The 20,725-nt window shown below is 35.4% G+C and carries 18 protein-coding genes and 1 tRNA gene; 15 read left to right on the top strand and 4 right to left on the bottom strand.

The window, feature by feature from the left end; all coding sequences use genetic code 11:
- The first annotated feature begins 197 nt into the window (after positions 1-197).
- The 3 genes from ABWU40_RS04410 to lpdA all read left to right on the top strand — a co-directional run bounded on the left by ABWU40_RS04410 (position 198) and on the right by lpdA (position 2,568).
- On the top strand, positions 198-365 hold the full coding sequence (locus tag ABWU40_RS04410) for a hypothetical protein (protein WP_153296805.1): 168 nt from the start codon (positions 198-200) through the stop codon (positions 363-365).
- A 448-nt stretch (positions 366-813) separates the two neighbouring features.
- Positions 814-1,119, top strand: coding sequence for a transposase (locus tag ABWU40_RS04405; RefSeq protein WP_051062205.1), 306 nt, complete (start codon positions 814-816; stop codon positions 1,117-1,119).
- Positions 1,120-1,194: 75 nt separating this feature from the next.
- Positions 1,195-2,568, top strand: coding sequence for a dihydrolipoyl dehydrogenase (lpdA, locus tag ABWU40_RS04400; RefSeq protein ID WP_015589121.1), 1,374 nt, complete (start codon positions 1,195-1,197; stop codon positions 2,566-2,568).
- 5 nt (positions 2,569-2,573) lie between these two features.
- Here lpdA and ABWU40_RS04395 read toward each other — a convergent pair whose 3' ends face one another.
- Positions 2,574-2,966 carry a hypothetical protein gene (locus ABWU40_RS04395; RefSeq protein WP_006279962.1) on the bottom strand — a complete coding sequence of 131 codons (393 nt, stop codon included), beginning with the start codon at positions 2,964-2,966 and terminating at the stop codon, positions 2,574-2,576.
- A 69-nt stretch (positions 2,967-3,035) separates the two neighbouring features.
- On the opposite strand from ABWU40_RS04395, the gene murG reads away from it, so the two are divergent.
- Positions 3,036-4,067 carry an undecaprenyldiphospho-muramoylpentapeptide beta-N-acetylglucosaminyltransferase gene (murG, locus tag ABWU40_RS04390; RefSeq protein WP_353279141.1) on the top strand — a complete coding sequence of 344 codons (1,032 nt, stop codon included), beginning with the start codon at positions 3,036-3,038 and terminating at the stop codon, positions 4,065-4,067.
- On the opposite strand, the gene gshB is transcribed toward murG, so the two are convergent.
- A complete protein-coding gene (gshB, locus tag ABWU40_RS04385; protein WP_015589118.1) occupies positions 4,052-4,981 on the bottom strand; it encodes a glutathione synthase in 930 nt (309 codons plus the stop codon). The genes murG and gshB overlap by 16 nt on opposite strands.
- Positions 4,982-5,041: 60 nt before the next feature.
- Positions 5,042-5,638, bottom strand: coding sequence for a BON domain-containing protein (locus tag ABWU40_RS04380; RefSeq protein WP_006279461.1), 597 nt, complete (start codon positions 5,636-5,638; stop codon positions 5,042-5,044).
- Between the two features lie 140 nt (positions 5,639-5,778).
- On the opposite strand from ABWU40_RS04380, the gene ABWU40_RS04375 reads away from it, so the two are divergent.
- The 10 genes from ABWU40_RS04375 (at position 5,779) to recJ (ending at position 18,578) form a co-directional block, all read left to right on the top strand.
- Positions 5,779-5,860, top strand: a tRNA-Leu gene (locus ABWU40_RS04375).
- A 158-nt stretch (positions 5,861-6,018) separates the two neighbouring features.
- Positions 6,019-7,353 (top strand): trigger factor, encoded by a 1,335-nt coding sequence (tig, locus tag ABWU40_RS04370; protein WP_015589117.1) that lies wholly within the window; start codon positions 6,019-6,021, stop codon positions 7,351-7,353.
- Between the two features lie 11 nt (positions 7,354-7,364).
- Positions 7,365-7,991, top strand: coding sequence for an ATP-dependent Clp endopeptidase proteolytic subunit ClpP (gene clpP / locus ABWU40_RS04365; RefSeq protein WP_006280254.1), 627 nt, complete (start codon positions 7,365-7,367; stop codon positions 7,989-7,991).
- Entirely contained in the window at positions 7,991-9,268 is a 1,278-nt protein-coding gene (gene clpX / locus ABWU40_RS04360) for an ATP-dependent Clp protease ATP-binding subunit ClpX (RefSeq protein WP_353279140.1), read from the top strand. Before clpP ends, clpX begins: the two co-directional genes overlap by 1 nt.
- A gap of 15 nt (positions 9,269-9,283) precedes the next feature.
- A complete protein-coding gene (lon, locus tag ABWU40_RS04355) occupies positions 9,284-11,737 on the top strand; it encodes an endopeptidase La (protein WP_141456951.1) in 2,454 nt (817 codons plus the stop codon).
- Positions 11,738-12,020: 283 nt separating this feature from the next.
- A complete protein-coding gene (locus ABWU40_RS04350) occupies positions 12,021-13,316 on the top strand; it encodes a Na+/H+ antiporter NhaC family protein (RefSeq protein WP_141456953.1) in 1,296 nt (431 codons plus the stop codon).
- A 34-nt stretch (positions 13,317-13,350) separates the two neighbouring features.
- Positions 13,351-14,601, top strand: a complete 1,251-nt coding sequence (locus tag ABWU40_RS04345) for a cbb3-type cytochrome c oxidase subunit I (protein WP_353279442.1) — start codon at positions 13,351-13,353, stop codon at positions 14,599-14,601.
- A gap of 861 nt (positions 14,602-15,462) precedes the next feature.
- A protein-coding gene (locus ABWU40_RS04340) for an IS630 family transposase (protein WP_156518142.1) occupies positions 15,463-16,322 on the top strand; the annotation gives its coding sequence in 2 pieces (ribosomal slippage) (positions 15,463-15,787 and positions 15,787-16,322; 861 coding nt in all).
- 234 nt (positions 16,323-16,556) lie between these two features.
- On the top strand, positions 16,557-16,778 hold the full coding sequence (locus ABWU40_RS04335) for a hypothetical protein (RefSeq protein WP_041573526.1): 222 nt from the start codon (positions 16,557-16,559) through the stop codon (positions 16,776-16,778).
- 60 nt (positions 16,779-16,838) lie between these two features.
- Positions 16,839-18,578 carry a single-stranded-DNA-specific exonuclease RecJ gene (gene recJ, locus ABWU40_RS04330; protein WP_353279139.1) on the top strand — a complete coding sequence of 580 codons (1,740 nt, stop codon included), beginning with the start codon at positions 16,839-16,841 and terminating at the stop codon, positions 18,576-18,578.
- An 822-nt stretch (positions 18,579-19,400) separates the two neighbouring features.
- Here recJ and ABWU40_RS04325 read toward each other — a convergent pair.
- Positions 19,401-20,207: a YgfZ/GcvT domain-containing protein gene (locus ABWU40_RS04325; protein ID WP_015589111.1), complete on the bottom strand. Its 807-nt coding sequence runs from the start codon at positions 20,205-20,207 to the stop codon at positions 19,401-19,403.
- A 186-nt stretch (positions 20,208-20,393) separates the two neighbouring features.
- Between ABWU40_RS04325 and ABWU40_RS04320 the strand changes: the two genes are divergently transcribed.
- Positions 20,394-20,675: a co-chaperone GroES gene (locus ABWU40_RS04320; RefSeq protein ID WP_173862882.1), complete on the top strand. Its 282-nt coding sequence runs from the start codon at positions 20,394-20,396 to the stop codon at positions 20,673-20,675.
- The last annotated feature ends 50 nt before the right edge of the window (positions 20,676-20,725 follow it).

Raw genomic sequence — 20,725 nt, 5'->3', positions numbered from 1 at the left:
ATAATTTTAGCCTAATAAGCTTTCAGGTTAATAAAATTAAATTATTTGAGTAAATACAATATTATGTTTTTATTTGTGGGTAATAGTAAGGCTTAAAGCAAAATGTAGTACGAACGGTAGGTGGATCTAAAAGATCGAATTACAATCCTGTATACAGCATTTTGCATTATTGTTTGATTATATTTATAGGTACAAAAATGGCTAGAATAATTTTCATGGGAGTAGATGTTTCCAAGGAAGCATTGGACATCTCAATTAATGGCAAGCATAAGCGCATAGCAAACGTGAGTGATGCTATATCTAAGTTTATAGAAACAAATATAGTCGATTTACCCATCAAGTTATATGTAAACTGGTGGCTATGAAAAGCTCATTATAAAATTGTTGCAAGATAACTGTCCATAAAGCTCACCCGAATCGGGTATATGCATTTGCCAAAGCTTGCAATCATTTTGCAAAAACTGACAAGTTAGATGCTAAATTACTGGAAAAATACGCTGAATTTGTCAGTAAAGACGGTGAAGTAAAAGGATGTATAATTTCACAAAAGCAAGAGGAATTAAAGGAGCTGGGGGCAGTTGAGCGTAATTTAAATGATGCAATTCATGCAAACAAGTGTCGCCTGCAAAGTGCGACGGGAAAAGCTAGAGAATACATAGAAAGACAGATAGGGTTTGCTGAAAAACAATTGAAAGAAATTAGGCAAGACATAGAAGACACAATAGATTCTGACCCTGAATTGAAAGGAAAAAATGAGCTTTTAATCAGCTATAAAGGTATTGGTCAAAGACGGCGAGCGTTCTACTGACAGAGGTGCCTGAGCTTGGTAGATTAGAGAATAGAGAAATTGCATGCTTAGTTGGAGTTGCACCTAAAACTAGTGAAAGTGGAAGAAAAGTTGGCAAAGCTCAAATCAAAGGAGGCAGGTTTTATGCAAGGAAAGCACTATACATGTCAGCTCTTGTTGCTATGCGCCACAACAGAAAAATGAAAGCGTTTTATCAGCGTTTGGTTGATTCTGGCAAAGCTGCTAAGGTTGCATTAGTTGCTGTCATGAGAAAAATTATCGTTTGTTTAAATGCCATGATAAAAAATAACAACTTTTATCTTGACTCTTAAGACGGTAGATGACAGACCATTGATTGTATGGGTTCCATCTGTTATATATAATCTTTTTGAATACGAAGAAAACTGATGAATGAGTATGATATTACGGTTATAGGTAGCGGTCCTGGTGGTTATATAGCGGCAATTAGGGCGGCACAGCTTGGGTTTAAAACTGCAATTGTGGAAAAAGAAAAAAATTTAGGCGGTATATGCTTAAATTGGGGATGTATACCAACAAAATCACTGCTTAGAGCATCTGAGGTTTATAGGCTAATAAAAAGATCAAAAGAGTTTGGTATAGAAGTAAAGGGAGCGAATTTTGATATACAATCAATAGTGAAATACTCAAGAAACGTTGTTGATAAATTGTCAAGCGGTGTTGCATATTTGATGAAAAAAAATAATATCAAAGTTCATCAAGGTTTTGGTAAACTTGCAGGCAATGGTACTATAAAAGTCGTTAGCGATAAGGAAGAACAAGAAATTGTTTCCAAGCATATCATTTTAGCAACAGGCGTGAGGGCACGGAATCTGCCTGGAATAGAGGCAGATGGAGATTTAATATGGAATGCGCAGCACGCTATGACTCCAGAGAGATTACCAAAATCGCTACTAATTATAGGGTCTGGTGCAATTGGAATAGAATTTGCAAGTTTTTATAGTACTTTGGGGGTTGATGTAACAATCATAGAGATAAAGAGCACTATTTTGCCGCTGGAGGATAAGGACATTTCAGATTTAGCACAAGAAATATTCACAAAACAGGGGATAAAAATATATACAAACAGTAGCGTAAAAGCTCTTACTAAAAGTAAAGACTCTGCTCAAGTGCTACTAAGTAGTGGTGAAAGCAAAGAATTTGATAAGGTGATTGTTGCGGTTGGAATTCAAGCAAATATTGAAAATATAGGTTTAGAAAATACAAAAATTAAATTAAGCCCTTCTGGCTTTATTGAAACGAATGAATGGTATGAAACTAGTGAATCAAATGTGTATGCAATAGGTGATGTAGCTGGCCCACCATGTTTAGCACATAAAGCGAGCCATGAAGCCGTGATCTGCATTGAAAAGATTGCTGGTAAAAATGCTCATGCGTTAAAAAAAGAATGCATACCAAATTGCACTTATTCTCATCCACAAATAGCGAGCATCGGCCTTACTGAGGAACAGGCAATAAAAGGTGGGTATGATATAAAAATAGGAAAATTTCACTCTAATTTTAATGGTAAGTCTGTTGCACTCAGTGAAACTGAAGGGTTAGTGAAAACGATTATAGATAAAAAAACCGGAGAAATTCTGGGTAGCCACATGATAGGTGCAGAAGTAACGGAGTTAATTAGCAATTTTGCTCTTGCAAAGCAACTAGAAGGAACAGACTTCGACATAAAATCTACGATTTTTCCTCATCCAACCATTTCAGAGATGATACATGAATCAGTGCTTGCTGCAGATGTTAAATAGTTGAACTAACGTTCCATCGTTTTAGAGTTGTCAATGTCTTGAGTAGTAGTTTGATTAGGCACTTTAGTTTCAATAGATTGATTACCACCAGCATCAGAATTCTGTAACTCTTCTTTCAATCCCTTAGCTGCTTCTTTAACTTCAAGCTTTGCCTTTGGATGAAGATCTTCTGGGCCTTTTCCTTTAGTATCCAAACCTTGTTGTAGATTAGTGCTTTTCATTTTATTATGCTGCTCGTGCTCAGGTAGGTCAACGACCGAATTGAAAAGAATTTTTATTATATTTTTTAGCAGTTCTAAAAAACCTCCGCTTCTGCCTTCTCTTTGTTCTTGAGGTTTATTTTTCTCATTAGGTTCTTTTTTACTATTACTTTTAGGCATTTTTAACTCAACTATCATAACGCTTAATAAAATTCTACGTGCAAATTGTTAAATAACAGTTAACAATCTAGGATTTATTATTTACAGATGGATATTATTTTAGCAACAGGTGGCACAGGTGGGCATATCTTTCCGGCCATAGCTTTAGCAAAAGGACTAAAGACACAAGGATACAATTGCATATTATTCACTGATAAAAAAACAAATAAAAATACCGACATAGAAAGCTACACCTTACCATTACGTAGACCAAGCAGCAACAAATTTAAGTTTTTCCTTTTCTTGATATACAGCTCTATGTTAGCACTGTATCAAGTAAGAAAATTAAAACCAAAATCGGTCATTGGTTTTGGTAGCTATGCTTCTTTTCCAACTCTTCTTGCAGCAAGAGTTCTTTCTATACCTATAATTTTACATGAACAAAACACAGTTTTAGGGAGAGTAAATAGATTCTTTTTCAAGAGTGCAAAATTAATTGCAACCAGCTTTCCGGAGACTAAATATGCAGAGGGCAATAAATGTATTTTTACAGGAAATTTTGTTGATATAAAAGCACAGAGCCATTCTAGCACTGAGAAAATCCTAAATATATTGGTCATAGCAGGCAGCCAAGGTGCAAATTTTTTTGATGATGTAGTAAGCAGCGTAATTTGTGATTTACCTATTAAAATGAAAAAGAAAATTAGAGTGACGCAGCAATGTACGAAGAAAAATGTAAACAAGGTCAAAAGTCTATACAAAAGTGAAAAGATCGATTGTGAATTGAGTGAATTTTTTGATGATATGGAGAATAGACTGGCCAATGCTCACTTGGTAATTAGCAGAGCAGGAGCAACTTCAATAGCAGAGATCACTCTTGCTAGGCGTTCTGCTATATATATTCCTTACCCTTACTCAAAAGATAATCACCAATTTTATAACGCAAAATATATTGAAGACTCGAGAGCAGCTATAATAGTTGAGCAGAATAGTGAAGCAAAAAAAAATCTAACAGAGGTACTATTTGATCTATTAAATAATTCTCAAAAATTGCGTGATATGACCAATAGTACAGAAAAAACAGGGATAAAGAATGGGACTACTGAGTTTGTTAAGGTGATTGTTCACAGGTTTAGTTGATGGCTGCTTGCTTTTTCTTCAAACACGTCCCAAAGATCCTTTTCTAGCGATATATTATACAATTTATTGATATAAACTACTCCCGTGGGTGAAGTTGTGTTAATTTCGAGCAGGAAGTCATCTATAATATCAATACCAACAAATATTAGCCCTCTTTTCTTTAATTCAGGACCAATTTTGTTACATATTTCATTGTTTCTATCGTTCATTTGAGCGGGCTCAAAACTTGCTCCAAGTCGCATGTTTGTTCTGATCTCTCCACTGATTTTTGGAATTCGTTTCATTACACCAATTGGTTGGCCATAAAGTAGCAATATTCTTTTATCTTTATCTATGTTTTTACAAAATGATTGTGCAATCACAGGGCATTCGTATTTTGCTATCATGAGATCCACTACTACTTGAATACTATTCTCATCTTGTATTCTTATCACATCGTTTCCTCCATAACTATACAATGGCTTCAGAATAATATCTTGATAGTTGTAGTAGAAATCTCTAATCATTGATATATTTTCAGTAATCAAAGTTGGCGGAATTAGCTCTGGAAATAATGAAGTTATCAATTTTTCAGGACAATTTCTTATTTCTGTTGGATTGTTAATTACCAATGCGCTGGTTTTTTCTAAGATATATGTTGTTGTAATATAACGCATATCAAAGGGTGGATCCTGTCTGATAAATATGATGTCCATTTCATTCAAGTTGATTGCTACATCCTCTTTAGAGATAAAACTAAAATCATCAACGCTGACTTTCTGAGCCAGAGCAATTGGATGGTTTAGCTTTAGTGCTAAATTGTTAGGAGCATAGACAAAAACTTCGTGCTTCCTCCTTTGTGCTTCCTTTATTAGCACGAATGTAGTGTCAGTTTCAAAATTTATATTTTCATCCATCTGAAAGGCAATTTTCATTTATGTTCTCTACCTATTGTCACAACTGTACAAATGTTATAATTTGAAAGCGATTTTTGCCTAATGGCGTAACTTACTGTACCTGTATCGTACATAACTTACAACTTGTTTTACTCCCTTTACTTTTCTTGCAATTGCTATTACAGCTTTTAATTCCGCTTTATTTTGGGCTATACCCATCAAATAAACAACTCTATCAACCGTATTAACGCTATAATTAATTGACTTAATATTTCTTTTTCCCAGGAGTCTTGTTCTTATTTCCGCTGTTATCATGCCATCTACAGTGGTGTCTAGCATGGAAGCCATTTGAATTGGTATTACTCTTATTTCATTTATCACTTCTTTAATTTCTTTTTGCTGCCAAGCTATTTTTTCTGCTGTAAGTTGTTTTTCAGGAGTGTCAACACTTCCAATGAGCAATACTCTTCCTTCACTTACTTTAACCTTTATGGATGAAAATAGCCCATGTTTTAAGAGCCCCTTATTAATTCTGATGACCATAGTCGTATCATCAATGATATTTCCCAAGGATTTGTCCTGCATTGTTATTGCTGTTGCTGTCGCTGTAGCCACCACACCACCTATTATAAGGGTTGTGCAACCACTTTGTGTAATCAAAAAAATTGCGAGTAAGAAGCTTGTTATTAATCTCATTATTGATTTTCATGGTTTAGAGCTTTCATTAAGAAATGTTAATAAGCTTTTTTGATTGTGTAAATACCATAAATTAAGTAAGACTTTAAACCTTGAATATTTTTAATGGAATACCTATAATAGGGTACTGAAAATTTCTTGCGGATATGGCGGAATTGGTAGACGTGCCAGGTTTAGGTCCTGGTGAGCTTGCTCGTGGGGGTTCAAGTCCCTCTATCCGCACTTTAAAGTCATGTAACTTAGGTTTTAAGGGAAAATTTATAATCACTAAATACACTTTTGTTTGTGTAAAAACCTGTTCTTAAGGATTGTGTTTAACTTAAATTCTGGTAAAATGACTCTATTAAGATATGAATTAAAATGTTAATAAATGAATTATGATGTCTAATAATATACCTCAAAATACAGTCGAAGTAAGTAGCGTATATACCTACAAAGAGCTTAGTATAGATAAACTAAAGTATGAGTATGAAATCACAGTTGGTAGTGATTATATAAAACAAAAGGTAAATTCCAGGTTGCAAGAGATAGCAGAAAATGCAAAATCACCTGGATTTAGGGCTGGAAAGATGCCCTATGACCTTGTTGTTGCAAATTATAAAAACGAGGCTTTGGAATATGTGATAAATAATACAATTGATTATTGCTCAAGTGATTTGATGAAAAAAATTGAAGTCAAGTCTCACATTTATCCTAAGGTTGATGTTATATCATTACCAGATCTGGGCAAAGAAAATGAGGAGGGCAATTTTGTATACAAGCTATCTTTTGAGTCAATGCCTGAAGTACCGATGATAGATCTTGACAAAATAAACTTAAAGAAAATTGAAGCAAAGATTGAAGAGGAAGATATAAAAGAATTTATTGATTCTATCAAAACAAAGTTCCCCAATTTTGCCTCTGTTGATGATGCTTCTTATCAAGCGAAAGATGGGGATAAATTGATAATTGATTTTGAAGGGCGGATTAGGAATAAGCTCTTTCAAGGTGGAAGTAGCAAAGATTTTGCCGTTAATTTAGGGTCTGGCACATTTATTAATGGTTTTGAAGATCAATTAACTGGTATGAAAAAGGGAGAAACAAAGAACTTTAAGTTGAAATTTCCTGAAAATTACCAAGCCATTTCCCTTGCAGGACAGGAAGCTGATTTTTCTGTGCGAGTTAATGAGATTCAAATTGCCAAAGATTTTGAAAATGATGATGAAATAGCTAAGAGTATTGGGTTTAAAGATTATTCTTTGCTAATAAATCATGCAAAAAAAATGATTGGTGATCAGTGCACCGAAATGAGAAATCTCTTAATTAAAAAGGAGCTGTTTGATTATTTGGATGCTAATTATAGTTTTGATTTACCCACAGACATAGTAAAACAGGAGCAACAAAGAATGGAAGGAGAATTGGGTGCTCAAAATGATTCTCGTAAAGAAGCTGAAAAACGTGTAAAGCTTGCTATGTTATTTATGAAATTTAGTGCAGAACATAAAATATCATTAACTCAAAATGATGTTTTGAGTGTTATTGTAAATCAATATGTCAGTAAAGATGTGCAATTTGACAGAGTAATTAAGCATTTTGAATCAAATAAACAATTTCAAGAATTAGTTAGAGGGCAAGCGCTTGAGTATAAAGTGACAGATTATATAATAGAAAAAGTTAGTAAAGAAGAGCAGATTGTTTCTGTGAAAGAATTAAAGGAATTATTTGATAATATTTAATAGGAAAAGGTATGACTCTTATACCAATTGTAGTTGAACAAACTAGTCGCGGTGAGCGCGCTTATGACATATATTCAAGACTAGTGAAAGAAAGAATAATTTTTGTAACAGGTCCTATTGAAGACAATATGGCCAGTGTAATAGTAGCACAGCTTTTATTTTTAGAATCGGAAAATCCCGATAAAGACATTTGTATGTACATCAACTCACCAGGTGGTGTTGTAACTGCTGGTTTGTCGATCTACGATACAATGCAGTATATAAACCCAGACGTTTCAACTTTATGTATAGGTCAAGCTGCGTCTATGGGTTCTTTATTGCTTGCAGCTGGTACAAAAGGTAAGCGCTACTCTCTACCTCATTCAAGAATTATGATACATCAGCCATCTGGTGGTTATCATGGTCAAGCAACTGATATAGAAATACATGCTAATGAAATTTTGCGAGTTAAGAAAAAACTAAATCAAATTTATGAAAAACATACTGGAAATTCACTGAAGAAAATTGAAGGAATGATGGAAAGAGATAAATTCATGGATCCTGAAGAAGCAAGGAAAATTGGCTTAATTGACAGGGTGATAGCTGAGCGTACAGATATTGAAATTGAAAATATTAAAGTTAAACAAAAGGTGGGTTAATGGATAACAATAATGATTTACACTACTGTTCTTTTTGCAACAAGGCGCAAGATGAAGTAGATAAATTGATTACTAACTCTTCGGATGGTTTAAAGGTGTTTATTTGTAATGAGTGCATAGAATTATCCCATAAAGCAATAAGTCAAAAGAAAGATAGATCTTTTAATTCAGATCGTATATCTGATATGAAGCTATTACTAAAGAAACCTGAGGATATAAAAAACTTTCTCAGCAAGCATGTTGTAGGTCAAGAACACGCGCAACACGTTTTATCTGTAGCTATGTATAACCATTGTCAATCCATGGTACAATTTCATGCTATAAGTGATATTGAAATCGAGAAGTCAAATATAATGCTTATTGGTCCCACTGGTTCTGGTAAGACTTTGCTAGCCAAAACACTTGCTAAAGTTTCAGATGTGCCATTTGCTATGGCTGATGCGACAACTTTAACTGAGGCAGGTTATGTGGGTGATGATGTAGAAAGCGTGTTGTCGCGTTTATTACAAGCTGCAAATTATGACGTTGTAAAAGCACAGCGTGGTATAGTGTTTATAGATGAAATAGACAAGATTACAAGAAAATCTGAAAGCACTTCAATAACCCGTGACGTTTCAGGTGAAGGGGTCCAGCAAGCTCTGCTTAAGATTATGGAGGGTACAGTTTCTTATGTTCCGCCACAAGGAGGGCGAAAACACCCGCAACAAGAGTTTATACAAGTGGATACTAGTAACATACTGTTTATTTGTGGAGGAGCTTTTGAAGGCCTCGATAAAATTATTGAAGCGAGAAAAAAGGGAACGTCAGTTGGCTTTGGAGCAGATATAAGTCAGTCTAAAGAGCAAAAGAAAAAGAATGCTTTACATGATGTTCAACCTGAAGATTTAATCAAATTCGGTTTAATACCCGAATTTGTAGGGCGGGTTCCAATAACTGCTGTTTTAGATGAGCTGGATCATGAAGATTTAATACATGTGTTGACAGAGCCAAGGAATGCACTAATAAAACAGTACAAAGCATTGCTTGCGTTTAGCAAAGTAAACCTTGAGTTTTCAGATGAAGCAATATCAGCTATTGCTAAAAAGGCTATAAGCTACAAAACAGGTGCAAGAATGTTACGTGCTATCTTGGAGTCACTTTTGCTTGACATTATGTATACATCTGGAAACGGAGGCTTTGAAGGTAGCACTATAGTAATCACTAAGAAAATGGTAGAATTAGGAAAAGCAACGGTTAATCATAATAACAATGGCAATGTTATAACGGTTAATGATTAATTTGAGGCATATATTATGAACATTGAACGTGCTGTAAGCTCTAGTTTTACTGCATTGCCAGTATTACCTTTAAGAGATGTAGTAATTTTTCCAAATATAATGGTGCCTTTATTCATAGGCAGAGAAAAATCTGTTAATGCACTAGAGTATGCAATAAGTAGTAGTAATCACCAAAATGAGATTTTTCTTGTAGCACAGAAAGATGGCTCTGTTGATAATCCAGAGCCTGAAGATCTTTATGAAGTAGGTGTGTTAGCAAGCATTGTACAACCGTTAATAAAATTACCTGACAATGCAGTAAAAGTTATAATCCGGGGGATAAGAAGGGGAAGAGTTGTAGAATATATTAGCTCTCATACTTTATTACAAGCCAGGGTAGAGTTAGACAATCATTATAAAGAAGATGAAGACAATATTGATTTAGAAGCTTTAAGGCGGTCTGTTGTAGACGCGTTCGATAGCTGGTGTAAGCTAAACAAGAAAAATCAACCCGAGGTTGCCATTAACTCCATTGATCAAATCAAAGAAGTTGATCAACTTGTAGACACGGTAGCTTCACATTTAAATATAAAAGTATCAGATAAACAAAGTATACTTGAGGCTTATGACCCAGAAGAGCGTTTAAAAAAAGCTTTTGCTTTTATTGAGAGAGAAATGAGTATTTTGAACGCACAAAACCGTTTATATAAGACAATTAAATCGCAAGTTGAAAGCACTCAGAAAGTTTACTACCTTAACGAGCAATTGAAAGCTATACAGAAAGAATTAGGCGAATTTGAGAATGGTGATGAAGGGAATATACTCAATGAATTTGAAAAAAAGATAAATGAAACAAAGCTTTCTCAGGAAGCAAGAGAGAAAGCTATAACTGATTTGAAGAGATACAAGAAAATGAATCCCATTTCTCCTGAAGCTACAGTTATATCTAGTTACTTGCATTGGTTGCTTGAGTTGCCATGGGGAAAGTACAAAGATGCAAAAATTAACTTAAATGCAGCTAAGAAAATCTTAGATGAAAATCATTATGGCATAGAGAAAGTAAAAGATAGAATAATAGAATTTTTAGCGGTATTAAAAAGAGTAAAAGAGATAAAAGGTCCTATACTTTGCTTAGTTGGACCGCCAGGTGTTGGTAAAACTTCTTTAGCTAAGTCTATGGCAAGAGCAGTAGGAAGAGATTTTGTTCGCATAGCTCTTGGTGGTGTGCGTGATGAGTCTGAGATACGAGGGCATAGGAAAACTTATATTGGCTCAATGCCTGGTAAAATCATTCAACACATGAAAAAAGCTAATTCATGCAACCCGCTTTTTCTGCTTGATGAAATAGATAAGATGGGTTCTGATTCGCGTGGCGATCCTGCATCTGCATTACTTGAGGTTTTAGATACTGAGCACAATAAACACTTTACGGATCATTACTTGGAAGTTGAGTTTGATCTTTCAAGTGTAATGTTTGTAGCTACGGCAAACAGCTTAAATTTACCACATCCTTTGCGTGATAGGATGGAAATTATACAATTGTCCGGGTATACTGAAGATGAAAAAATCAGTATTGCTACACACCACCTTATTCCGAAGTTAAAGAAGGAGCATGGTTTGTATCAGAAGGAATGGGACATAACTAATGAGGCGTTATACGAGTTGATACGTTTATATACACGTGAAAGTGGTGTGCGGAGTATGGAAAGGGAGCTTGCAAAGCTCATGAGAAAGGCAGTTAAAGAAATATTGACTGATAAAAATAAGAAAATATCCGTAGGGGTTGACAATTTACAAGATTATTTAGGGGTACGTAAATATACCTTTGGCATTGCGGAAAATGAGAGTTTAGTAGGAATAGTAACTGGGCTCGCCTATACTGAAACAGGTGGTGATATTTTGATGATAGAATCAGTCCTAATTCCGGGCAAGGGAGAAATAAAATACACAGGAAAGCTTGGAGAGGTTATGCAAGAATCTATAAAAGCTGCGTATAGTTATATTCGATCAAATTGTTTGTTTTTTGGTATAAAGCCCGAAAAATTCCAAAATAATGATATACATTTACATGTACCTGAGGGTGCAGTACCAAAAGATGGCCCTTCTGCTGGCGGCGCGGTATGTACGTCTATTGTTTCTCTTATGACGAATATACCAGTTAACAAAAATGTTGCTATGACAGGCGAAGTGACATTGCGTGGTAGAGTTTTAGCTATTGGGGGCTTAAGAGAAAAATTGCTTGCAGCGCTCAGAGGATCAATCAAAACTGTGATTATACCAAGTGAAAATGAGAAAGATATGCAAGAGATTCCGGCAAGCATCAAAGAGGGGATCAACGTAGTTTTTGCTAAGAATATTGATGAAGTTATGAAAGTTGCTTTAATGCACCCTACTACTCCAATTGATGGTGATGATAATCAAAATAGTGTGCCTTCCTCTATAGAAAGTAAAGATGATACTTTTCCTATGTCGGAAACATTGAAGCATTAGATTAAAAAAATATTATCAATCTCCATTTCTCTTTTATCTGGCAAGAATCCACCAACTTGTGCATCCCATAAGGATATGACTTGCTTTGTTGTTATGTCATTCATATTTTTTACTTATTCTATCTCCCAGTTTAATTCAAGTAGATGATATATTATAATAGTCCTTTTCATGGAAACCTTTTCTGGTGGATTGCTTTCTAGAAAAACATTGGTCAAGGTGCCAACTGTGGTTTATAATAATATAAATTATATCATAGTTGATTTGCGTTTATCAGAGCTGAGGTATGTTTTATTTTACAAATTTTTTGCCTATTTTACTGTTCCTATTTCTTTTTGTAGGAAGCGGCATATATTTTACTGTTCTTGGCGTGTCAAATGCTTTTTATCAGTTATCTCCACTAGTAGCCATTGTTCCTGCCATAGCTCTGGGTTGGGTTTTATACAAGGGCAATACTGAAGAAAAAATGTATGCCTTTCTAGATGGGGTAAGAGATCGTAATATTATCACTATGTGCATCATTTTTTTACTTGCAGGTGCATTCAGTGAAGTAACTAAAGCAATCGGTAGTGCTGATGCCACAGTTAATTTGGCTCTTTCATTTATACCAACACAATTTTTACTCATAGGATTATTTTTTGTAGCAGCTTTCATCTCCACTGCTATTGGTACATCAATGGGCACCATTGCAACAATTGCTCCTATTGCAGTTGAACTGACACAAGCTGGGATTTCTCCTTCCTTAGGAGTTGCAACCGTTGTAGGAGGAGCAATGTTTGGCGACAATTTATCTATTATCTCTGATACTACAATTGCATCTGTGATGTCTCAAAAGGCTGATATAAAGAAAAAATTAAAACTGAATGCAAAAGTGGCACTAATTGCTTCTATATTCACAATAATTATATTATTTTATAGCTCAAGCAATAGTGCTGCTATTTCAGTTAAGGAGTATTCTTTATTGCTTGTGACTCCTTACATAATACTTATATTGCTTGCAAACTTTGGAATAAATGTATTTACGGCATTGGTTTTAAGCATAACTTTTGCTGGAATCATTGGATTTATAAATAACAACAATTATGGTTTATTGTTTTTAAGCCAAAACATCACTAAGGGGTTTATGAGTATGCATGAAATTATGCTACTGTCATTGATGGTTGGCGGGCTTTCAGGACTGGTAGGTAAAAATTCTAAGGAGCTTGCAGATAAACTTTCATCTTGGGTTATGATACAACGTGGTGGACAAAAAACTGCGCAATTATTTATTGCAAAAATAGTCAGCATATTTGATATTTTACTTGCAAATAACACCATCGCTATAATTTTTAGTGGTGAAATTGCTAGAGATATTGCTAAGAAATATGAAATACCGCCTCACTATAGTGCAGCATGGCTAGGCATATTTTCTTGTGTATTTCAAGGATTAATACCGTATGGCGCTCAATTGCTTTTGGCTAGCACTATTGCTGGAGTTTCACCTTTGGCAGTCGTGCCACACGTATACTATTGCTATGTTTTAGGTATTATTGCAGTGTTATATATTGTATTGAACAAAATTGAGAAAAAAGATTGTGCTTAATATACAAGACAACGCTCCGCTCTGTAGAAAATGGATGTTCTTGGCAGTATGTGCTCTTGCTTGCTCTGGGTTACTGTCAATAATTGTTATTTTTCTACGATTGCCTTTTATCTCCTCTCTTGTTCCTTCTGCACAATATATTTTTGATAATGCGCTGGTAATACACGTGAACTTGTCAATTTTAGTGTGGATGTGCTCTATAATATCTCTGCTCTTTATCATAAACCTACAAAATACCAATAGTTGGTTTAACTTTTCATGGGTTCTATCAACCCTTTCGATGCTGCTCATGTTTATATCCGCATTCGTTCCAAACACTGAAGTTATCAAAAGTAATTATATTCCCGTGTTACAAAACAAATTATTTTTGTTTGGACTCAGTTTATTTATTGCCAGTATATTAGTAAATACAATGCTAGCATACACATCAAAAAAAAAGGTTTCATTTCTCTCTGTTGGGCAAATTGGGCTAGTTATTATACTTGTATCGTCATTTCTTTGCTTTGTTTTAGCATATAATAATATGCCTCCAGGTCTATATCACTCAGATAATAATTTATTTTACGAATATCTCTTTTGGGGAGGCGGACATTTATTGCAGTTTGCTTTTACTCAAGGAATGTTTTTAGTCTATTTAATGATCAGTGATGTTAGTTTAGCTTCAAGCAATAAAATTACTATTTTACCACTATTTATAAACACGATTTTAGCTGTAGGCGCACCGTTTGTATATTTTGTTTATCCAGTTGATAGTGCCAAGTTAATACAGTTTTTTACTTGGCATATGAGGATTGCTGGAGCAGTTTTGCCGTGCTTTTTGATAATATTAGTGTGCTGCAACATCAGAACTTTTATTAATGATAAAAGCAACTATTTATTACATTCATTTTTGTTGTTCACTTATGGAGATGTGCTCGGAGTGTTGACTATTGAAGGAAATGTCACCATTCCCGCTCATTATCACGGTTCTGTAGTTGGGATCACTATAGCTTTTATGAATTTCATTTATTGGCTGTTACCCAAATTAAACTTTAAAGAGATAAAAGGTTCCATGGTAAGATTACAGATTTATGCCTACAGTATAGGGCATTTTCTCCATATCACTGGTCTTGTGTGGCTTGGTGGATATGGTGCTTTAAGGAAGGTTGCAGATCTGCCAAGTATTTCATCAATGTTAGCACGCACGTGCTTCATTATAGGTGGCGCTATATCAGTTGTTGGTGGAATGTTGTTCGTAATAATTGTGCTTTTACATCTGTTAAAAGGCAAAGCGCGTACCAACTGACCCATAGAAACAAAAAAAACTTCCTTGACAAACTCCGCCAGCCCCCTTATCATGAAACTGAAGCTATTTATTTATCTTCTCTGTACAGATTAAATGACAAAAAAACTCACGTATCTGGCGTCCCATGTTTAATTTTTTGCACTATGTGCACCTTATGTCTTTATAAAATTTCTAGGTTTTTACCTAATATAAGCTGAAATGCGCTTATAAAGCATTTAAAACATCAAAAAACGCCGATTTAAAAAATGGATAGTGAATAACTAGCTACCCTAGGGTTTCTTTTGCCTTTTTTTCTGTTTAGTAAATTTCTTAATGTTTATAATTTAGATTAGTTGCGGCTTAAAAGCAACTAAATCGCGGTTATTAAGCGTTTAGAATAAAAAAACGCCATACTTGAAAGTATAATGTAAGTAATTAGCCAACCACGGGGCTTCTTTTGCCTTTTTTTTCATTTGGTAAATTTTTTAATATTTATACGGAAGGTAGCGCGTGACGCTGGAACCCCAAAAAAAGGATGATGTCATCCCAGTGCTCCTTTTTTTGTCATCCGAGTAGCTGACACTGTCCTCCTTTGTCATCCCAGTGCCCAAACATTGGGATCCAGCATTTCACGCAATCCCATCAAGAACGTTGTATTTTACATAACACTTTTATGCTTACCAACTTAATAAAATTCCTGGATCCCAGTGGGCTTTGTTGCATCGATACTTATGAAAGGCTAACTATAATTAGGATTATAAGCAACTTATTGAAAATCTTGTTTTTTTTGCAATCAATCTGATCAAATTTAAGAATAGTATAGCTCTTTCCACAGAAGTCCGGATATGATAAGATAAGGATAGATGGCGATAAGGAGGTTGGATGCCGGCAGCATATAGTTATGATTTAAGAAAAAAAGCAATGGAAGCACTAGACGAAGGGGAAAGCAGAGAAGCAGTGGCAGCAAGATTTAAAATTGGACGAACTACTTTGTGGGAGTGGCAGCAAAGAAAAAAAGAAACAGGCGACTTTCAGTCAAAAAAACTCGGTAATGGAGGTTACAATCAGAAAATTATCGACTGGAATAAGTTTATCGAATTTGCTAAAAAACACGGTAGAAAAACTCTGTCGGAAATGGCTAAACTTTGGGGCAACGTTAGTATCCAAACGATCCACCGAGCTCTCAGAAAAATTGGATTTACGCGCAAAAAAAGACATATGGATACAAGGAAAGGAACGAAGAAAAACGTGCTGAATTCTTAAAAATTATAGCAACAAAAGAACCAGAAAACTTAGTGTATATAGATGAGTCTGGGATTGATAACACGGAGGACTATCCATATGGGTATTGCCAGAAAGGACAGCGATTTTATGCCCTAAAATCTGGAAAAAAAACTCAACGAATCAGTATGGTTGCAGCTTTAAGTAGAAGAAAGATAGTTGCTCCATTAACATTTGAAGGCCACTGTAATATGGATATTTTTAATGGATGGTTTGAGCAATTTTTGGCACCGATCTTAGAACCTGGACAAACTGTCATTCTTGATAATGCTACTTTTCATAAGTCTGATAAGCTTATCAAGCTCGCTAAAGGAGTCGGTGCAGAAATTTTGTATCTGCCGCCTTATTCTCCAGATTTTAACAAAATTGAGCATCATTGGTTTGCTATAAAAAACAGAGCCAGGAAAAACATTCCTCTATTCGAATCCTTTCGTCGTGCTGTTGATTCTGCCTTCCTATGACCTATTCGGACTATTATGAGAAATGCTATAACTTGTTATTTATATTAATAAATTTAATTCTATTGAAAATAGCTAAAGCATTGAAATTCTTGAATTTTAGCCGGATTAGTGAGTGGTAGTGAAATTTCTTTTACTCAAATTTAGGTATTCACTGACCGTTCTTGTTATAAATACCAGAATAATAAGCTACTGATATTCTCCACCTTTTTTATCTTTAATCCATCATAGCTAGCGATGCAACAAAGCCATCATAGTCAAGGCACTGGAATGACAAAAAAAGGAGGCACTGGAACGACAAAGTGGAGTGTCTGCTTCTGTCATCCTATGATAGCTAAAAAGACCTGGTCACGCGCTGGAATGACACCGAAGGGGCTACTGCCCTCTTGGATGGAGACCAGTGTCAGCTACTTAGATGATACCTTTTTTCTACTTAGTTTAGGTTATGCAGAAGTCTAATACAATTATAGAACAAGCTTAAAAATTCTGGTAAAGTAGTTTTATTTACAAAGAAAGAATATGCTACTTGAAATTGAAAAGCGCAGCATAACAAATGCATTGTGGAAGTTGCAAGAAGCAGATCAAAGGCAAATCTTAACTCTTACACAGAGATTTGAGTTACCAGAAATATTAGCAAGAATATTGGTTACTCGTGGTGTTAACATAGAAAATGCAAGCGACTTCTTATATCCACTAATCAGATCGCTATTACCAGATCCCTTTCACCTTCTTGATATGGATAAAGCTGTTTCTCGTATAATACGGGCAATAAAAAATGATGAAAACCTTGCAATATTTGGTGACTATGATGTTGATGGTGCAACGTCGTCAGCATTGATTAACAGGTACCTGAGAGCAATCGATATACACTCTATAATCTACATTCCAGATCGTGTTGATGAGGGTTATGGATTAAACACAGATGCTTTATTACAACTTAAAAAGAATGGAATTGATTTATGTATTTCCGTTGATTGTGGTACGCTTGCATATCAACCAATAGAAGATGCAAAGGCTTTTGGTCTTGATATTATAGTTGTTGACCATCACCTTGGTACGGAAAAATTACCAAGCGCCGTAGCAGTTGTGAATCCAAACCGCCTTGATGAGAGCTCTCCTTATAATAACCTAGCAGCAGTTGGAGTGTCATTTCTGCTAATTGTTGCTCTTAATAAAAGCCTACGTGAGCAAGGATTTTTTACCAACAAAAAAGAACCAGATTTATTTGATCTGTTGGATTTGGTTGCCCTGGGAACTGTCTGTGATGTTATGCAGATCACAGGCCTCAATAGAGCACTTGTCTCACAAGGATTAAAAGTTATGTCAACAAGAAAAAACGTTGGCTTGCGTGTTTTATTTGATGCTTTGGGAATCCTTGAAAAACCAAGTGTTTCGCGGTTGGGGTTTAGCATTGGACCGTGCATAAATGCTGGAGGAAGAATTGGAGAAGCATCGCTTGGTGCAAGGTTGCTTTCCACCGATGATGATGAAGAGGCACATTCAATCGCGCTAAAATTAATAGATTTGAATAATGCAAGAAAAGTGTTAGAAAATGAGGCTCTCTTGGAAGCTACAGCACAAGCGGAAAAGTCTGCCCAATCAGGTGCGAATTTTATAATGATAAGTGGCAATTGGCACCAGGGAATAATTGGTATAATTGCATCAAGGCTAAAGGAGCAGTTTCACTTGCCAACAGTAGTGATATCTTTAAATAATGGAATAGGAAAAGCAAGCTGTAGATCAATTTTGGGAGTTGATATCGGTGCTGCAGTCCTTTCCGCAAAGTTTATAAATTTGATTATTGAAGGTGGTGGCCATAGTATGGCGGCAGGATTTTCAATTAAAGAAGACAAAATAAATGATTTGCATGATTTTTTTACTGAAAGATTTTCAAACTCTATAAATGAGAAAACTTTAAAAGCTGATAGTATAGTAACTGCTAAAGCAATAAATTTGTCTTTATGGAATCAATTGCAACGCTTGGGACCATTTGGAGTTGGAAATCCTGAACCAAGGTTTATTATCCAAGGAGCAAAGATAAGAAAGCCTGAAGTTATAGGAGTTGACCATATAAAATGTTTTATTGCTGATGATAATGTTATGGTAAGAGCTATTGCATTTCGTTCTGCAAATACTCATCTTGGCTATGCTATCATGCAGGGTAATGTTAAAGCTATTTTGGGTAAAATCTCTATGAATTACTGGAATGGCAATGAATTTGTACAATTTTTAATAGAAGATGTATTGACCATTAGTTGAGTGTATCTGTTCAGCAGAGTGGCAAAATAGGTAGACAAGATAAACCAAAAAATCGAGAAAAAGTGAGTTTACAACAACTGGTGTCATGAAATTATCTGACACTGATTTCCATCCAAGAGGGTGTCATCCCAGTGCTCCTATAATGTCATCCCAGTGCGTGACACTGGGATGACACCCTACTTAACCGTCATACCGCGATTCATTCGCGGTATCTCTTAGCCGCTAACAAGTAGCGGGATGACGAGCTTATCGTCACGCCGCCACGAACCGTCATACCGCCGCGGCGCTAACAAGAGATCCCGCTAACAAGCAGCGGGATGACGGCTGTCGCTTAGCCATAAACGTTAAAAAATTTACCAAACGAAAAAAAAGGCAAAAGAAGCCCCGTGGTTATTATCCGCTTTAAAATATTGGCGTTTTTTATGTTTTAAACGCTTGACAAGCGAGATTCAGCCGCTTTTAATTGCAACTAACTTACGCTGCAAATGTTTAAGAAATTTACCAAGCAGAAAAAAAGACAAAGAATCCCCGAGTTAGCTAGTCTTTTACTATCTCTGTCGAGTATTGGCATTTTTTGATGTCTTGTAACGCTTTATAAGCGCGTTCAGCTTATTTAGATAAAAATCTAGATGTAGATGAAGTTTTGTAAAGACATACAGTATCTATATACTGCAAAAAATTGAACATAAGACGCCGATACATTAAGTAATCCTTACCTTTTAATCTGCAGATTGGCGAAAGCAAATACAATAGCTTCACTATCATGATAAGGGCGCTGGCGAAGGGTGTCAAGTAAGTTTTTTCGTTTCTATATGCGCTACCTTAAGACTTCAACGTCTTAACGCACCTAACTCCATCTGCATATAAATTTGCATGGCTCTTTCCAGTATTAAGCAATGCAAATCCAATGTTGTCTACACTAGAGCGCAGTTCCCCTATTTCCTCATTGTTTTCATTTGTCACTTTAGTGCCAATATCTGGAAGTGCGTTATCCCCCTCAACAAGGTAAAGTTTTCTTCTGAATATTTCTTGTCTGCTCATTCGATTTACAACTTCCTGACCTATATAACACCCCTTATTAAAGCTTATACCGTTTACCTTATCGATTAAAAATTGCAGCGGAAACGATGAATTCTGCACCATATCTTTCGCTCCATCTGGAACGAGATTTTGAATTCTAACTTTTTCATACTGAGTAAAATCCCCAACCGGCTCTTTTATTTCATCTTTATGTATGATCCTCATTCCTAGCAGCTTGTGCCTTGGATCTTGAAAAATAACTTGTGACTTACCACTACACTCCGCCAACTTAGTATTAAACAAAACTCCAACCTTATATAGTGCGCTAACGTCTTTAATCTTCACTCTCAAGTAAGTTTTAAGCAAATCCAGTTTCTCGATTATTTGCTGCAAGTGCATGTTTTCGCACTCTAAGAGGGTGTATTTACCATATTCAATAAGAAAAAAATCATATAGATATTTTCCCTGAGGGCTAAGCAATAAAGAGTAAATGGCTTTTTGGCTATCCAACTTATTAATATCATTGGTTATAATACCCTGCAGAAAATCTCTAGTGTCAGGCCCATATAGCACTATCACACCACGACTTAAAAATGGTATATAACTCATGAAATCTCTATAAATAAATCTAAATTTTATTATATAACATTAGGCTCTTTTAGAAACTGCTTTTGGCGTGCATATTTTATAATGGCGTGCATATTTTACAAGCTCCAGCCCTTGAAATCTAACTTACGAGTATATATATATAAACTTATAAGTTAATTTGTTGATGAGGAAAAACAAATGTCAAGTATAAGTTTAAATGTATTAGATGATAGCGTGCTGATCAAGCCTATTAGCGAAGAAAAGCAAGGTGGAATTGTGCTTCCATCAAGTGCTGAAAAGAAACCTACTAAAGGTGAAGTTATAGCAATTGGTGAAGGTTCACGCAATTCAAGTGGCGAACGCGTAACTTTAACTGTGAAAGCTGGTGATAAAGTGTTCTATCGTCAATGGGCTGGTACAGAAATAGAACATAATGATGAAAAGCTTATCGTGATGAAAGAGTCCGATATACTTGCTGTCATTAAATAGCAGTCTTTATTTTACTAAACTTAAACAAAGCGCAACATGACGCATTGTGA

The organism is Wolbachia endosymbiont (group A) of Cydia amplana, from assembly GCF_964028495.1.
Lineage (GTDB): Bacteria > Pseudomonadota > Alphaproteobacteria > Rickettsiales > Anaplasmataceae > Wolbachia > Wolbachia pipientis.
The sequence above is the reverse complement of the archived record's forward strand: the minus strand, read 5'-3'. Positions and strand labels throughout refer to the sequence as shown.

Coding starts and splice junctions, on each gene's coding strand:
- ABWU40_RS04410 (WP_153296805.1), top strand. CDS start 198: ATGGCTAGAATAATTTTCATGGGAGTAGATGTTTCCAAGGAAGCATTG.
- lpdA (WP_015589121.1), top strand. CDS start 1,195: ATGAATGAGTATGATATTACGGTTATAGGTAGCGGTCCTGGTGGTTAT.
- ABWU40_RS04395 (WP_006279962.1), bottom strand. CDS start 2,966: ATGATAGTTGAGTTAAAAATGCCTAAAAGTAATAGTAAAAAAGAACCT.
- murG (WP_353279141.1), top strand. CDS start 3,036: ATGGATATTATTTTAGCAACAGGTGGCACAGGTGGGCATATCTTTCCG.
- gshB (WP_015589118.1), bottom strand. CDS start 4,981: ATGAAAATTGCCTTTCAGATGGATGAAAATATAAATTTTGAAACTGAC.
- ABWU40_RS04380 (WP_006279461.1), bottom strand. CDS start 5,638: ATGAGATTAATAACAAGCTTCTTACTCGCAATTTTTTTGATTACACAA.
- tig (WP_015589117.1), top strand. CDS start 6,019: ATGTCTAATAATATACCTCAAAATACAGTCGAAGTAAGTAGCGTATAT.
- clpP (WP_006280254.1), top strand. CDS start 7,365: ATGACTCTTATACCAATTGTAGTTGAACAAACTAGTCGCGGTGAGCGC.
- clpX (WP_353279140.1), top strand. CDS start 7,991: ATGGATAACAATAATGATTTACACTACTGTTCTTTTTGCAACAAGGCG.
- lon (WP_141456951.1), top strand. CDS start 9,284: ATGAACATTGAACGTGCTGTAAGCTCTAGTTTTACTGCATTGCCAGTA.
- ABWU40_RS04350 (WP_141456953.1), top strand. CDS start 12,021: ATGTTTTATTTTACAAATTTTTTGCCTATTTTACTGTTCCTATTTCTT.
- ABWU40_RS04345 (WP_353279442.1), top strand. CDS start 13,351: ATGTTCTTGGCAGTATGTGCTCTTGCTTGCTCTGGGTTACTGTCAATA.
- ABWU40_RS04335 (WP_041573526.1), top strand. CDS start 16,557: ATGCAACAAAGCCATCATAGTCAAGGCACTGGAATGACAAAAAAAGGA.
- recJ (WP_353279139.1), top strand. CDS start 16,839: ATGCTACTTGAAATTGAAAAGCGCAGCATAACAAATGCATTGTGGAAG.
- ABWU40_RS04325 (WP_015589111.1), bottom strand. CDS start 20,207: ATGAGTTATATACCATTTTTAAGTCGTGGTGTGATAGTGCTATATGGG.